Source organism: Nitratireductor rhodophyticola (assembly GCF_019891355.1).
Lineage (GTDB): Bacteria > Pseudomonadota > Alphaproteobacteria > Rhizobiales > Rhizobiaceae > Nitratireductor > Nitratireductor rhodophyticola.
In genome coordinates this window covers 1,050,837-1,066,386 of sequence record NZ_JAHSSF010000001.1, presented here as the reverse complement: position 1 = coordinate 1,066,386, position 15,550 = coordinate 1,050,837, and the positions used below count along the sequence as shown (strand labels likewise).

Below are 15,550 nucleotides of genomic sequence, written 5' to 3'. Positions count from 1 at the left end.
GTCAGCGGCTCTCGACGGAGACGCGGGCGCCGTCTTCGAGCCCGACAGGGTAGGGGCTGATGATCTGCGCGCCGGCATCGATGCCGGAGAGAATTTCGATCCGCTCCGTGCCGCGTATGCCGGTTTCCACGGTCCGCCTGCGCGCGACGTCATCTTCAACGATAAACAGCGTGTCGCCGTCAAGCACGAGCGCGGGCACCAGAAGAGCGTCCTCGACCACACGGGTGACGATGTTGGCGTCGACCGACATGCCGATCATCAGCGGCGTGTCCTCCGGCAGGGCAAGCCGCACCCGGTAGGTGCGTGTGACGGGGTCGCCCTTGGGGGTGATGCTGTCCACCGTTGCTTCAAGTTCGCTGCGCGGAAAGGCATCGGACCGGATCAAAACGCGCTGGCCGGCTTCGACACGCGGAATGTCCTCTTCATTGACCTCGGCGATGACGATGCGCGGGTGCGGCCGCCCGACCCAGAACAGAACGTTGCCCGGCTCCGCGATCTCACCCACCTCGGCATCCTGACGCAGTATGAGGCCGTCGCCGGGGGCGCGCAGTTCGTAGTTTTCGAGACGTGCGGTCTGGCCGGCGATCAGCGCTTCCACCTGGCTCACCTCGGCGCGGGCGCGCTCCAGGGCGGTGACGCTGGTGACGTTGCGTTCGACCAGAAGTGTCAGGCGGTCGCGCTCGTCGACGGCAAGTTTCTGCCGCGCCCTGAGCTCGGTGAGCGTGGCCTCGGCTTCGCTGGCGTCGAGACGCGCCAGCACGTCGCCCTTCGCCACGCGGGCTCCCTCGCAGTTGCAGACCTCGACGATCCGCTCGCGCACCAGCGAGGTGACCTTGGCCCAGTTGCGTGGCTCCACCACGCCCGAGGCGAAGACGATCTCGGCGGCACTGCCTCGCTCAGGCCGTATGACGGAAACCGCTTCGGGCCTTCCGTAATACCAGAAGGCGGCGCCGGCGGCGGCAGCCAGCACGGCGGCCGTGAAAAGGAGGCGGAGGGGCTTCACATCACTCTCCCGGACAGCCGCCCGATGCGGCATTATAAATACGATACAGAATTGTATATAAATAATTCTGCCTGTACAATAACCTTGTCGCAGCGCGCCCGTGCCCCGCATTGATCTGGCGCAACCGGCGACTGCGACTGGTGAAGGAGAAGGCGCTGACTGAGGCGGGCAGGAACAAGGTGCAGAAGGCGCGCGGACGCGGACGACCACGCGACCCGCGGACGGACGCGGCCATACTCGACGCTGCCCTAAAGCTTTTCGTGGCCAGCGGGCTGGACGGGACGAGCTTCGAGAAGATCGCCCGCGAGGCAGGGGTGACGCGCGCCACCATCTATCGCCGCTGGTCGTCCCGCGAAACGCTTATTGCCGATGCGCTCGGGCGTTTGAAGGAGAATGCCGAGCAGGATTTCGGCCCGTGGGAGCAACTGCCGCTCGAAACGCTGATCGGCATGATGATCGATCACGGACCCAGAGCCTGGGTGGAGCTCGACGCCCGCCGTCTTCTGGCGCGCATCATAGGCTCGGTGCCGGACGCGCCGGACCTGCTCGAGATCTACTGGGAGGTTCACATCGCGCCGCGCCGCGCCGCCTTCAACGTCATTCTCGAGCGCGCAAGGAGCGAAGGCGCGCTTTCCCCGAAGACGGACGCCGACATGTTTCAGGACATGTTCAGCGGTGCGCTCATGCATGAACTGCTTCTGAAGCCCGGCGCGAAGAGCGAAGCGGGATTGCGGGACTATTTCATCCGGCTCCTGCGCGAACTCGGCCTGGGTGAAGCGGTGGAGCGCTATCTGCGCTCCACGAGACGGGATTGACGTGAAGCGGGCAGCGACCAGTTCAGCGTGTCGCTGCCCGCGTGCGTCCTATTTTCCGTACCGTTCGATCACCTCGTGCAGCGGTACGTGCCCAAGACAGGCACCGGAGCCGCCGGCATCCTCTCCGCTTTCGAGCGCGAGCGCATAGGCGACGGCGGGCTCTGCCTCGATCCGGCGGCGGATTTCGGCAAGCTTCGGCCAGCGTTCCGTGGACGCCACCTCGTGGAAATCCAGCCAGCGGGCGACACCGACGAGAACACCGTCGGCGAGCGAAGGGCGCTCTCCAACGAGAAACGGCCCGTCGCCGACCATCGCCTCGAGCCTGTCGTGACGTTCGATGACGGCGTCACGGCCGAAGGCGCGCAGGGCTTCCTTGGTCTGCGGGGCGAGCTCTTCCATCTCCATGGCGGCCCACAGGGGGCCGAAAGCCGAGGTGAAGCCCGTATTCACATAGGCCATGATCTGGTGCATGCGGTCTGCCTCGGCTGAGCGCGGCGCGAAGCTGATGCGGCGTTCGTCATCGCGCGCTTCCAGCCACGCGGCGATGGTCATGGTTTCGCTCAGTGGCGCCCCCGTATCGGTGATGAGCACCGGGGTCTCATGCCGGGCGTTGATCCGCGCATAGGAAGGCTCGCGCATCTCGCCGAGCATATCGACCCGGCAGAGCCTGTAAGGTTTGCCAAGCCATTCCAGCGCGGCCACAAGCCCCATGGAGCTTCCCGCCGGGAAGCCATAGACAAGAATCGGTTCCATTTGTCGTTCTCCGTGATTTCTCGGTGATCACGCTGCGCAGCGAGGCTGGAACCTAGCGGCTTGTGCCCCCATGTAAATTACGCACTTTTTTGTAACCCCGGACTGGACCCTCGCCATGAAAGATCTGGTTTCGCGCTGTCCCATCGAAGAGGTGATGCGCGTGCTCAGCGGCCGATGGCCGACGCTGCTCATCTACTATCTGAAGGAGGGCACGAAGCGGTTCAGCGAGTTGCAGCGCGACAACCCGACCGTGTCCCACCGGATGCTTTCGCTGGAACTGCGCAAGCTCGAACAGGCCGGCATCGTTGAGCGCACGGTGTTCGACGGCTACCCGCTGCGGGTCGAGTACGATCTGACCAGGGCGGGGCTCGATCTCGTGCCGCTGATCGATGCGCTTGGCGACTGGTGGACCGAAACCGATGACACGCGCGCGCTCGTTCCGGGCGAAAACGCCTGACGGTGGAGACGGTCCCGGGCGCTTCCGGTCCCACACCTTGACAAATCGTACCTCTCATGCGCTTTTCGCGCCGACCTTCCGGGACGGTTCCGGCCTCTCCCGAGCACGAATTCCAAGACACGGATGATATGACCATGCATCGCTATCGCAGCCATTCCTGCGCCGAACTCAGAAAATCCGACGTGGGCACGAATGTGCGCCTGTCCGGCTGGGTGCATCGCGTGCGCGACCATGGCGGCCTCCTGTTCATCGATCTGCGCGATCATCACGGCGTGACGCAGATCGTCGCCGATCCCGATTCTCCGTCGTTCAAGACGGCTGAGAGCGTTCGTGGCGAATGGGTGATCCGTGTTGATGGTGAGGTAAAGGCGCGCACCGACGAGACGATCAACAAGAACCTGCCGACCGGTGAGGTGGAGATTTTCGCCCGCGCGATCGAAGTGTTGTCCGAGGCGAAGGAACTGCCGCTGCCGGTGTTCGGCGAGCCGGATTATCCTGAAGACATTCGCCTCAAATACCGCTTCCTCGACCTGCGTCGTGACACGCTGCACAAGAACATCGTCCAGCGCACGAAGATCATCGCCGAGATGCGCCGCGCCATGGGCGAGGCGGGCTTTACCGAGTATTCGACGCCGATCCTGACGGCTTCCTCGCCAGAAGGCGCGCGCGACTTTCTGGTTCCGTCGCGTCTTCATGAAGGAAAGTTCTACGCGCTGCCGCAGGCGCCGCAGATCTACAAGCAGTTGATCATGGTGTCGGGCTTCGACCGTTATTTCCAGATCGCGCCCTGCTTCCGCGACGAGGACCCGCGCGCCGACCGTCTGCCGGGAGAATTCTACCAGCTTGACCTCGAAATGAGCTTCGTCGAGCAGGAGGACGTGTTCCAGACGATGGAACCGGTCATGCGCGGCATCTTCGAAAAGTTCGCCGATGGCAAGCCGGTGACGGATGTCTTCCCGCGCATACCCTATGACGAGGCGATGCGCAAATACGGTTCCGACAAGCCGGATCTGCGCAACCCCATTGAGATGGAAGACGTCTCCGAGCACTTCCGTGGTTCGGGCTTCAAGGTTTTCGCCAACATTCTCGCCAATGACGAGAAGGCCGAAGTGTGGGCCATTCCGGCAAAGACTGGTGGCTCCAGAGCTTTCTGCGACCGCATGAATTCCTGGGCACAGGGCGAGGGCCAGCCGGGGCTCGGCTATATCTTCTGGCGCAAGGAAGGCGAAAGCCTTGAGGGCGCCGGTCCCATCGCCAAGAACATCGGCCCGGAGCGCACCGAGGCGATCCGCACCCAGCTTGGCCTTGAGGACGGCGATGCCTGCTTCTTCGCCGCCGGCGATCCGAAAAAGTTCGCCGCCTTTGCCGGCGCCGCCCGCACGCGGGCGGGCGAGGAGCTCGATCTGGTCGACCGCGATCAGTTCAAGCTCGCCTGGATTGTCGACTTCCCCTTCTACGAGTGGAACGAGGACGAGAAGAAGATCGATTTCGGCCACAACCCCTTCACCATGCCGCAGGGCGGTCTGGAAGGGCTTGAGGGCGAGGATCCGCTGGCGCTCAAGGCTTACCAGTACGACCTTGTCTGCAACGGCTTCGAAATCGCGTCGGGCGGCATCCGCAACCATCTGCCCGAGGTTATGGTCAAGGCGTTCGAGAAGGTCGGCTTCACGCAAAAGGACGTGGAAGAGCGTTTCGGCGGCCTCTACCGCGCATTCCAGTATGGCGCACCGCCCCATGGCGGCATGGCGGCCGGCATCGATCGCATCGTGATGCTGCTGCTTGGCGCGAAGAACCTGCGCGAGATCACCATGTTCCCGATGAACCAGCAGGCACAGGACCTCCTGATGGGCGCCCCCTCGGAGGCGAGCCCCGCACAGCTTCGCGAATTGAATCTGCGGCTCGCGCCGGTCAAGAAGGACTGAGTGAGCGAATAGTGAGTAGTGAGTAGCGAATAGCGAATAGCGAATAGCGAATAGCGAAAAAAGGGTTGCAGGCTGTGCAAGGCCTGCAACCCCTTTCTTTTTGCGACCAGCTATTCGCTATTCGCTACTCACTATTCGCTACTCACCACTCACTCATTCGCCGTAATCGAAAGCCCCACCTGCTTTGCCAGTGCCTCGGGGGAGCCCATCGCGGTGCCCATCAGAACGGCGAACGGAATGCCTTCCTCCGGTGCAACGCTGATCGTGATGTTGCGCGGGTTGTCGAGATAGGCCGTGACGGCCTTGGACAGGCTCTGCGTGAGGTCCGGGCCGAGATACTGACCGGCCATGAGGGGCACGATCGCCTTGGCCTGATTGGCCACGTCTTCCGGCTTGACGCCCTGCTGCTCCGCCGCATAGGCGAGCACCTTGCCTGTCAGGGAAGCGTCTGAGAAGCGGATCGACGCACCGTGCAGGCTGAGCTGCTGCATGAGGCCGAGCATGGCAAGCCCCTGCGCCTGCTTCTGTTCTTCCGTGGCGCTTTCCATCTGCTTCTGCATTTCCTGCAGGGTGCGGATGAACTCCGGCGTGTAGCCGCTGATGTCCGCCGTGATCGCCAGGGTGCCGGCGTTCTCGACCTTGACGTCGTAGCGAGTGATCTTCATGCGGCCGTCTTCCAGAGCCCAGCTGCCGGCCATGTCGACGCGGCCCGAAAGCTCCTCATAGCTGTATTCACCGAGCTTGCTGCGCGCGGCGCTGTTGTCGGCGAGTGCTGCGACATCCACCCAGAAATTCTCGACGGCGCCGACGAAGGACAATTCACCGGTTCCGTCACCGAGCGTGGTGTCGGCGCTGAGCGATTCGAGGGTGAAGACGGGGTCTTCATCCTTGCCCACGCGCGCTTCGTCGACGGCAAAGCGACGATACTGCATCAGCCCGCCATAGGGCGCGTTCTCGCCCTCCTTCGGCAGGATGAGTCCTTCGACGGAAAGCCCGGTCAGTGCGATGTCAAAACCTTCTTCCGACTGTTCGAAACTGTCGATCGCGATCCGGCCGATCTCATAGACGCTGTCGGTCTCGCTTACATTCTCCAGCAGAAAATCGCCGAGCTCAACCTTCGCTTTGACGTCGACGAGGCCAAGCGATGCGCCCTCGAGAATGATCGAATCGCCTTCCTGGCGTACGCCGGTCCATTCTGCCGTCAGCCCCTGATCCCCAAGCAGGGTCTTGTAGCGGGCGGCGACCTCTTCCGCCTCCCAGGCCCAGGCGGGCTGCAGCGCCGTGGCCGAAAGAAGGGCAGCGAGCGAAAGGGACTTCAGCTTGGTCACAGGGCTGAGCATGGGAATTTCCTTGAAATTGCGTAAGGTAACAGTCATCCAACGGCTTGGTCGCCGGGAAATGCGGTCTGAGGATGACCTGAGGGCAATCCTGTGTCAATTTTGCGGGCGTTCAAATGGTTTATGCGCCATCAAGATATCTCTGGGAGAGGTGAGGAATGCGGGCACTGGGGCGATTTGGAGCCGGGATTTTTCTGCTGATTCTTCTGTCCTTTGCCGCCCGGGCGGTGGAGCTTCACGAAGGCATCACATACCGGAGCGGCCTGAAACTGGATATTCACGCGCCCGACCGCCCCGGCCGGACGGCACAGGCGGGCGTGGTGCGCATGAATCTGTTCTCCTTCGGCGGCCGCAGGGCGCCCGTGGTGATTTACGCCCATGGGGGCGGATGGGTGAAGGGATCGCGCAAGAAAGTCTATTCGCTGCCCGAATGGCTCACCGCGCGCGGCTATGTGCTGGTGGCGATCGACTATCGCAAGGTTCCGCAGACCACCATTGACGGTCAGGTGAATGATCTTTCGGCGGCGATATCCTGGGTGCGCTCCAACATTTCGCGCTATGGCGGCGACCCCTCGCGCATCGTGCTCATGGGGCATTCGGCCGGCGCGCACCTGGTGGCGATGGCGGCAGCGCGCAATGTTGCGGGCTCCGTGCGCGGGGTCATCCCCAACGATGTGCAGGCCTATGACATGGTCGCCTATGCTGGCATGCGCGGCTCGCTCGGCTATCCCTATATCAATGCGTTTGGCTCTGACCCCAATGACTGGGTGCGCTGGTCGCCCGTCACCTATGCGCGGCGTGGCTCCGGCTTCCCGCCGCATCTCTTCCTGCATTCGGGCTCCAACGGCGCGCGCCGCAAGGCGCTGACCAATGGCTATGCCAATCTCCTGAAAGCACGGGGCGCGCGTGCGGCAGTCTTCGATGGCGGGCGCTACACGCATGGCTCCATCGCCCGCAAGCTTGGCCAACCGGGCGACCCCGCGACGGCGACCATTGAGCGGTTTCTGGCGCAGGTGACGAGGTGAAGCGAGCGAATGGTGAAAAGAGCGAATAGCGAATAGCGAATAGGGCTGGACACCTGTGTCGCCTGAGGCAATCCATACTCGCTACTCGCTACTCGCTACTCGCTACTCGCTACTCGCTACTCGCTACTCGCTACTCGCTACTCGCTACTCGCTACTCTCCCCTTGCCGCGAATCGCCCGCTGGTCTAACCCGAAACCATGGGAAAAGATTTGCTTCCGCCCGGTGGCGACGGCGGTGATGCCGTCGAGCCGGTCGATCTGAAAAAGGCGCTTGAAGAGCGCTATCTCGCCTATGCGCTGTCGACGATCATGCACCGCGCGCTGCCGGATGTGCGTGACGGGCTGAAGCCCGTGCATCGGCGCATCGTCCACACGATGCGGCTTCTGCGTCTGAGCCCCGATCAGGGCTTTGCCAAATGCGCCCGCATCGTCGGCGACGTGATGGGCAAGTTCCATCCGCACGGCGACCAGTCGATCTATGACGCGCTGGTGCGTCTGGCGCAGCCCTTTGCCATGCGTTACCCGCTGGTCGACGGGCAGGGCAATTTCGGCAATATCGACGGCGATAACGCGGCCGCCATGCGCTACACCGAAGCGCGCATGACCGAGGTCGCCTCGGAAATCCTGACCGGCATCACCGAGGATGCGGTTGATTTTCGCCTGACCTACAATGAGGAAGATGAGGAGCCCACCGTGCTCCCTGGCGCCTTTCCGAACCTGTTGTGCAACGGTTCGTCGGGCATTGCCGTGGGCATGGCCACCTCGATCCCGCCGCACAATGCGGCCGAGGTCTGCGATGCGGCGCTCGCCGTCATCGACGATCCGGATATCGACCCCGACCGCCTTCTCGACTTCGTCAAGGGACCGGATTTCCCGACCGGCGGCATCATCGTCGAGGATCAGGCCTCGATCCGCGAAGCCTATGCGACCGGACGCGGCGGGTTCCGCGTGCGGGCGCGCTGGCACAAGGAGGACCAGGGGCGCGGCATGTGGACGGCCGTGGTCACCGAGATTCCCTATGGCGTGCAGAAGTCGCGGCTGATCGAGAAGATCGCCGAGCTGATCATCTCGCGCCGGCTGCCGCTTCTGGAAGACATCCGCGACGAGAGCGCGGAAGACATCCGCATCGTTCTGGTGCCCAAGAGCCGCACTGTGGCTGCGGAGCTGCTCATGGAATCGGTTTTCAAGCTGACCGATCTGGAAAGCCGCTTCCCGCTCAACATGAACGTGCTTTCGCGCGGCAAGGTGCCGGGCGTGCTCTCGCTCAAACAGGTGTTGCGTGAATGGCTCGACCATCGGCGTGAGGTGCTTCTGCGCCGTTCGCGCCACAGACTGGCCGAAATCGAGAAGCGGCTGGAAATTCTGGCCGGCTATCTGGTCGCCTATCTCAACATTGACGAGGTCATCCGCATCATCCGCGAGGAGGATGAGCCCAAAAAGGTGATGATCGCGCGGTTCGAACTGACCGACACGCAGGCCGAGGCGATTCTCAACATGCGCCTGCGCGCCCTGCGCAAGCTCGAGGAATTCGAGATCCGCAAGGAATTCGAGAAGCTTTCCGAAGAAAAGGACGGCATCGAGGCGCTGCTGGCCTCCACCGCACGCCAGTGGAAGACGGTGCGCTGGGAGGTGGCCAAGGTGCGCCAGACCTTCGACCCGGAGAAGAACCCGGGTCTGGGCAAGCGCCGCACCACCTTTGCCGATGCGCCGGAGCACGATCTGGAAGAGGTGCACGAGGCGCTGATCGAGCGGGAGCCGATCACCGTTGTGCTGTCCGAAAAAGGCTGGCTGCGCGCCATGAAGGGGCATCTGGCGGATTTCTCTTCGCTCTCCTTCAAGGAGGGCGACAGCCTCAAGATTGCCTTCCATGCGCAGACGACCGACAAGATCCTGCTCTTCACCACGGGCGGCAAGGTCTTCACCATCGGTGCCGACCGTCTGCCCGGCGGGCGCGGTCATGGCGAGCCGGTGCGCATCATGGTCGACATGGAGAACGATCAGGCCATCGTGACTGCTTTTGCGCATGATCCCGAAAGGAAGCTTCTCGTTGCATCGCACGCGGGCAACGGCTTTGTCGTTTCCGAGAAGGAGATCATCGCCAACACCCGCAAGGGCAAGCAGGTGATGAATGTGAAGGCACCGGACGAGGCCAAGCTCTGCCTGCCGGTTTCGGGCGATCATGTGGCGGTCGTCGGCCAGAACCGCAAGCTGCTCGTTTTCCCGCTTTCCGAAGTGCCGGAGATGTCGCGCGGCAAGGGCGTGCGCCTGCAGCGCTACAAGGATGGTGGTGTTTCCGACATCAAGACCTTCGCCATGGAAGAGGGGCTTTCATGGAAGGATTCGGCCGACCGGACCTTCGTCAAGACACGCGAGGAGCTCACCGAATGGATGGGCAACCGCGCTGCCGCCGGCCGCATGGCGCCGAAAGGATTTCCGCGCACCGGTAAATTCGGCTGAGGATTGTTAGCCGGGCCGGAACCACATCGCGCAGAAAGAGGAGGGGTGAGATGCTGCACTGGAACGGAAGGGGTCTTCGGGCTGTCGCGTTTGCGCTGGCTGGATCGATCGGCCTGGCGCAGTCCTCTTTCGCAGAGGACAGGGTGCTGAGCGAGGCGGTCGATTTCTCCGGCCAGGTGCTCTACCTGCAGACCGACGTGCCCGGTCTCGTGATCGGCGCGGTGCGCAATGGCGAAACCGCGGTGTTCGGATTTGGCGAAACGGCGAAAGGAAGCGGCAAGACGCCCGACGGCGACACGCTGATGCGCGTCGGCTCCGTGACCAAGGTTTTCACCGGTGCCGTTCTGGCGGACCTTGTCGCCGATGGCTCGGTGAAATTCACCGATCATCTGCAGGACCGCCTCGGCTGGAACGTGACCGTTCCGGCGATGGACGACAAGCCGATCCGCCTGATCGATCTGGCAACGCACACCTCGGGCCTGCCACGCGAAGTCGACCGGGAGCCGGGGCCGGAGAATGATCCTTTCTCCACGCTGACGAAAGAGACCTATGAGAAGGCGCTGGCAGAGGGCGTGCAGCTCTTTCCGGCGGGAACCGGCGGGCTCTATTCCAATTTCGGCTTTGACATGCTGGCCGCTGCTCTCGGCTCTGCCGCAGGCAAGCCCTATGATGCGCTGCTTGCAGAGCGTGTTCTGGAGCCGCTCGGCATGACAGACACGACTTTTGCACCGTCCGAGGGGGATCGTGACCGGTTGATGCAGGGGCATAATTTCGATGGCTCGCCACTGCCAGATGTGCCCAACACGCCGGTCATGTCCGGGGCGAGTGGGCTCTATTCAACCGCCAACGACATGGTGAAGTGGCTAAAATGGCATCTCGACCGTTTTTCGCCGGAAATGGCGGAGATGCGGTTTCTCGACCACGCGGCCTATGTGCAGCGCGATGCGCTCGATCCCACCTATGGGTTTGACGAATCCGGCCACATGGACGCGATGGGCCTTGGCTGGATCGTGATGCAGCCGGAGGGCGATCGTCCGCTGATCCTGCAGAAGGCGGGCGGCCTGCAGGGCATGTTCGTCTATCACGCCTTTGCCCCGACGCGCGGGGTGGGCGTGTTTGTGGCGATCAACGAGTTCGATTTTTCTGCCTCCATGCTGATGGCGGAGGTGGTGAACGGCCTGATTTCCGACCTCGCTCCGCGTTGAGGCGCGCGCCGGTATGATCGCCGGCATGGGCTTCGTGCGTCCTTCGACAGGCTCAGGATGAGGGATGTGAGAGCATGGCGCAGGCGAGGGGCGCGGCTGTTGCGTCCTTCGACAGGCTCAGGATGAGGGATGTGAGAGGATGGCGCAGAGGCGAGGGGCGCTGGCTGTTGCGTCCTTCGAGAGGCTCAGGATGAGGGATGTGAGCGCATGGCGCAGGCGAGGGGCGCGGCTGTTGCGCCCTTCGACAGGCTCAGGATGAGGGAGGATGGAGCGCGCCATCAAGGTAGACGTTGCGAGCACTTCCTCCTTCGGTCAGAGAAGTCGAGCTCTTCCTCCTTTTCAAAGAGGTCGAGCTCCATCCTCCCTCATCCTGAGCTTGTCGAAGGACGCACGCCCTCTCAGCGCACCTTGTCCCTTCACGTCCGCGATTGTGGAAAAGCGCTTCTTGTGAGCGGCAGGCTGCGGCGAATGACACTATCTTCGCCGCACCAATCGATTCAGGAAATTCCATGTCCGCAGACGCCAAACGCATTGCCACCCTCATCGCCACCGAGATCAGCGCCCGCCCGGAGCAGGCCGAGGCTGCCATCGGCCTCCTCGATGAGGGGGCGACCGTTCCGTTCATCGCGCGCTACCGCAAGGAGGTGACCGGAGGGCTCGACGATACGCAGCTTCGCACGCTCTCCGAGCGGCTCTCCTATCTGCGCGAGCTCGATCAGCGGCGCGACACGATCCTCGGGTCCATCCGCGAGCAGGGCAAGCTGACGCCGGAGCTGGAGACGAAGATCGCCGCAGCCAGCACCAAGGCAGAGCTTGAAGACATCTATCTTCCCTACAAACCCAAACGGCGCACCAAGGCGCAGATCGCGCGTGAGCGCGGGCTGGGGCCGCTGGCAGAGGCCATTCTGGCCGACCGCTCAAAGGTGCCGGCCGACCGCGCAAAGGACTATCTGGGCGAAGAAGTGCCGGATGAAAAGGCAGCGCTTGAAGGTGCGCGCGACATTCTGGCCGAACAGTTTGCCGAAAACGCCGATCTGGTCGGGCAGTTGCGCAATCACATGAAGGAACGCGCCGTGCTGCGCGCCCGGGTTGTCGAGGGCAAGGAAGAGGCGGGCGCGAAGTTTTCCGATTATTTTGACCATTCCGAACGCTGGGCCGGCGTGCCGAGCCACCGCGCGCTTGCCATGCTGCGGGGCCGCAATGAGGACGTTCTGGCGCTCGACCTGGAAGTGGATACGGACGACACCAGCCCGTTGAAACCGGCGGTGCGCATGATCGCGGCAGCCTATGAGATCGGCGGAACGCTCCCGGGCGATCGGTGGCTGATGGAGGTGGCCGGCTGGACATGGCGTGTAAAACTCTTCCTGCATCTCACCCTCGACCTGATGCGCGATCTGCGCGAGCGGGCCGAGGAAGAGGCGATCAACGTGTTCGCCCGCAATCTGAAGGACCTGCTTCTGGCAGCCCCTGCCGGCACGCGCGCTACCATGGGGCTCGATCCCGGCATCCGCACCGGCGTCAAGGTGGCGGTGGTGGATGCCACGGGCAAGCTGCTCGACACGGAAACGGTCTACCCGTTCCCGCCGCGCAACGATCTGCGCGGCAGCCAGGCGGTGCTTTCGGCATTGATCCGCAAGCATGGCATCGAACTCATCGCCATCGGCAACGGCACGGCCAGCCGCGAAACGGAGAAGATGGTCGCCGACATGCTCTCCGACATGCCGGCACCCAAGCCGCTCAAGGTCGTGGTGTCGGAGGCGGGGGCCTCGGTCTATTCGGCTTCGCCCATGGCGGCTGCCGAGTTCCCCAATCTCGATGTGTCGCTGCGCGGGGCGGTCTCCATCGCGCGCCGCCTGCAGGACCCGCTGGCGGAACTGGTGAAGATCGAACCCAAATCCATCGGCGTCGGCCAGTATCAGCACGATGTGGACCAGTATCGTCTGGCCAGGGCGCTCGATGCGGTGGTGGAAGACGCGGTGAACGCGGTCGGGGTCGATCTGAACACGGCTTCCAAATCGCTTCTGGCGCGGGTTTCCGGCCTTGGTGAATCGATCGCCGAGGCGATTGTCGCGCATCGTGATGCCAATGGCGCGTTCTCCAGCCGCAGGGAGCTTCTGGAAGTGGCGCGGCTCGGACAGCGCACCTTCGAGCAATGCGCCGGCTTCCTGCGCATCCAGAACGGCTCCGAGCCGCTCGACGCGTCGTCAGTCCACCCGGAAGCCTATGGCGTTGCCCGCAAGATCGTCGCCTCATGCGGCCGCGACGTGCGCGCGCTGATGGGCGACGCCGGTGCGCTCAAGGCGCTCGATCCACGTGTTTTCGTGGATGATCGCTTCGGTCTGCCGACTGTGCGTGACATCATTTCCGAGCTTGAGAAACCCGGCCGCGACCCGCGCCCGGCCTTCCGCACGGCCACATTTGCGGAAGGCATCGACGACATCAAGGATCTGAAGCCGGGCATGAGCCTTGAGGGCACCGTGACCAATGTCGCCGCCTTCGGAGCCTTCGTCGACATTGGCGTGCATCAGGACGGGCTTGTGCATGTCTCGCAGCTTGCCGACCGCTTTGTGAAGGACGCTCATGAGGTGGTGAAGGCCGGCGATGTGGTGAAGGTGCGGGTGCTTGAGGTGGACATCAAGCGCAAGCGCATCAGCCTTTCCATGCGCAGGGATGGCGGCAGCGCAGCTGGGGCCGGCGCAGGAAGCGGTGCCGGTCGGCCGCGCGATCAGGGCAAGCCCGCCCGTGCCGCGATGCCTCGCAATGGTGGCGGCAAGCCGGGTGGGCGTGGCAGTGAACCGCAGGGCGCGCTGGCCGCAGCGCTGGCTCAGGCCATGAAGAAGAAATAAGGGGCGTTCGTCATTCCGCCCTCACAGCGGGTGACGTACCACGCCTTGCGCCAATCGCCGCTTGCGGCCTGAATGGAGTTGCCACAGCGAGTGCGCGACCAGTGTGACGATGAGGATCGTGCCGCCGATGAGGGTGGCACGGCTCGGTACCTCGGAAAAGATCAGCCACACCCAGACTGGCGCCAGTACCGTTTCGAGTAGATAGAACATCGCCACTTCCGGGCCTGAAATGTATTTGGGGCCGTTGGACAGGCAGAAGAACGAGATCGGCATGATCACCGCGCCGTTGAGGATGATCCACCAGGGAGCTTCGATGCGATAGCCGGTTCTGGCTGTCATGATTGCGGCCACAAGGCAGGGAAGCGCCACCGCCACGAGTGCGGCAAACCCCATATCGCGCCCGCTGCCGCGCGTGATGGTGATCGCGGTGGCCAGCAGGAATGCGCCGCTCAGCGCCATCACGTCACCGAACAGATTGCCGGCCCCGATGCCGCCGCCGACGATGATCAAGACACCGATCAGCATGACCCCCATGGCTATCAGCGTGGCGGGTCTTGGTCTTTCCTTGAGAAACAACCATGAGAGAAGCGCGGCAAACATGGAGTTGAAGGCAAGAATGAACACAAGATTTGCGGTGGAGGTGTTGTAGACGGCGGTGATGAAGCAGAGTGCCGAAAGCGCATAAAGGGCGGCGACCACAAGACCCACCCGACCGGGGACGAGCGGCGGGACATTACGCGTAAAAAGCCGCCACACGAACCATACGATAAGCGCCACCGCGACCGTCAAGGCGCTGCGCACCATCAGGATCGGCCAGGGGTCGCCATCGGCCAGCCGGATCAGCGGAATGTCGATGGTGAGCGCCATGCCGCCAAAGGCGGTCAGCGCAAGGCCCTTGGCGTGGGAAGATGGCGAGGGAGTGGGCATGAAGGACCCTTCCGGGACGGCGTGTCGGATGCAGGCGGGTGCGGTGGATGCGACCTTCAGTCGACGCGTTCCCACCCCTGCGGGCCCAGGTGCTCCTGTGGCTTGAAGCGCACCTTATAGGCCATTTTGCGCGAGCCATTGACCCAGTAGCCGAGATAGACATGCGGCAGGCCGGCGGCGATTGCACGGTTGATATGGTCGAGGATCATGAAGGTGCCGAGCGAACGGTCGGTAAGCTCCGGATTGAAGAAGGAATAGACCATCGACAGCCCGTCTCCCATCGTATCGGTGAGGGCCACGGCCATCAGCTCGCCTTCGCCCTTGCCGGTGATGAAACTGTCGGGTCCGCGGCGGCGATATTCGATCACCTGCGTGCTCACATGGGTGTCTTCCACCATCATCGCATAGTCGAGCACGGTCATGTCCGACATGCCGCCTTTCTTGTGGCGGGCGTCGAGGTAGGACCGGAACAGCGTGTACTGTTCGGTGGAAGGTTCCGCATCATGGGCGGTGCCGATGAGGTCGGCATTCTGCCGGAGGATGCGTTTCATGTTCTTCGTCGGCTGGAATTCCTGCGCGAGGATGCGTACGGAAACGCAGGCGCGGCAGGTTTCGCAGGCGGGGCGGTAGGCGATGTTCTGCGAGCGGCGGAAACCGCCCTGGGTCAGCAAATCGTTCAGTTCGGGTGCCTTGTCACCGACCAGATGGGTGAAGACCTTCCGCTCGAACTGCCCTTCCAGATAAGGGCAGGGTGAAGGCGCGGTTAGAAAGAACTGCGGCGATTGGGCGGGTTGCTGCGTCATG

12 protein-coding genes are annotated in these 15,550 nt (G+C 63.2%); 7 read left to right on the top strand and 5 right to left on the bottom strand.

The features are described from left to right. Window position 1: 1 nt before the first annotated feature. A complete protein-coding gene (locus KUG85_RS05130) occupies window positions 2–1,003 on the bottom strand; it encodes an efflux RND transporter periplasmic adaptor subunit (RefSeq protein ID WP_255612939.1) in 1,002 nt (333 codons plus the stop codon). 110 nt (window positions 1,004–1,113) lie between these two features. On the opposite strand from KUG85_RS05130, the gene KUG85_RS05125 reads away from it, so the two are divergent. After that, complete coding sequence (locus KUG85_RS05125) at window positions 1,114–1,818, top strand: TetR/AcrR family transcriptional regulator (protein ID WP_223004367.1); 705 nt, start codon at window positions 1,114–1,116, stop codon at window positions 1,816–1,818. A gap of 48 nt (window positions 1,819–1,866) precedes the next feature. Here KUG85_RS05125 and KUG85_RS05120 read toward each other — a convergent pair whose 3' ends face one another. Continuing rightward, a complete protein-coding gene (locus KUG85_RS05120; RefSeq protein WP_223004366.1) occupies window positions 1,867–2,571 on the bottom strand; it encodes a glutathione S-transferase family protein in 705 nt (234 codons plus the stop codon). A gap of 115 nt (window positions 2,572–2,686) precedes the next feature. On the opposite strand from KUG85_RS05120, the gene KUG85_RS05115 reads away from it, so the two are divergent. Both KUG85_RS05115 and aspS read left to right on the top strand, forming a co-directional pair. Next, a complete protein-coding gene (locus tag KUG85_RS05115) occupies window positions 2,687–3,028 on the top strand; it encodes a winged helix-turn-helix transcriptional regulator (protein WP_223004365.1) in 342 nt (113 codons plus the stop codon). Window positions 3,029–3,162: 134 nt separating this feature from the next. Then, window positions 3,163–4,950, top strand: a complete 1,788-nt coding sequence (gene aspS, locus KUG85_RS05110; RefSeq protein WP_223004364.1) for an aspartate--tRNA ligase — start codon at window positions 3,163–3,165, stop codon at window positions 4,948–4,950. 149 nt (window positions 4,951–5,099) lie between these two features. On the opposite strand, the gene KUG85_RS05105 is transcribed toward aspS, so the two are convergent. Further along, window positions 5,100–6,290 (bottom strand): hypothetical protein, encoded by a 1,191-nt coding sequence (locus KUG85_RS05105; protein ID WP_223004363.1) that lies wholly within the window; start codon window positions 6,288–6,290, stop codon window positions 5,100–5,102. Window positions 6,291–6,445: 155 nt separating this feature from the next. Here KUG85_RS05105 and KUG85_RS05100 point away from each other — a divergent pair, with 155 nt between their 5' ends. The 4 genes from KUG85_RS05100 to KUG85_RS05085 all read left to right on the top strand — a co-directional run bounded on the left by KUG85_RS05100 (window position 6,446) and on the right by KUG85_RS05085 (window position 13,819). Next, window positions 6,446–7,312 carry an alpha/beta hydrolase gene (locus tag KUG85_RS05100; RefSeq protein WP_025030817.1) on the top strand — a complete coding sequence of 289 codons (867 nt, stop codon included), beginning with the start codon at window positions 6,446–6,448 and terminating at the stop codon, window positions 7,310–7,312. A gap of 197 nt (window positions 7,313–7,509) precedes the next feature. Beyond that, window positions 7,510–9,768, top strand: a complete 2,259-nt coding sequence (parC, locus tag KUG85_RS05095) for a DNA topoisomerase IV subunit A (protein WP_223004362.1) — start codon at window positions 7,510–7,512, stop codon at window positions 9,766–9,768. A gap of 50 nt (window positions 9,769–9,818) precedes the next feature. Next, entirely contained in the window at window positions 9,819–10,973 is a 1,155-nt protein-coding gene (gene ampH / locus KUG85_RS05090; protein ID WP_223004361.1) for a D-alanyl-D-alanine-carboxypeptidase/endopeptidase AmpH, read from the top strand. A gap of 509 nt (window positions 10,974–11,482) precedes the next feature. Further along, window positions 11,483–13,819: a Tex family protein gene (locus KUG85_RS05085; protein ID WP_223004360.1), complete on the top strand. Its 2,337-nt coding sequence runs from the start codon at window positions 11,483–11,485 to the stop codon at window positions 13,817–13,819. A 21-nt stretch (window positions 13,820–13,840) separates the two neighbouring features. Here the strand turns inward: KUG85_RS05085 and KUG85_RS05080 are convergent, their stop codons facing one another. Continuing rightward, a complete protein-coding gene (locus tag KUG85_RS05080; protein ID WP_223004359.1) occupies window positions 13,841–14,746 on the bottom strand; it encodes a DMT family transporter in 906 nt (301 codons plus the stop codon). 56 nt (window positions 14,747–14,802) lie between these two features. Further along, on the bottom strand, window positions 14,803–15,549 hold the full coding sequence (locus KUG85_RS05075; RefSeq protein WP_223004358.1) for an arginyltransferase: 747 nt from the start codon (window positions 15,547–15,549) through the stop codon (window positions 14,803–14,805). Window position 15,550 lies beyond the last annotated feature (1 nt).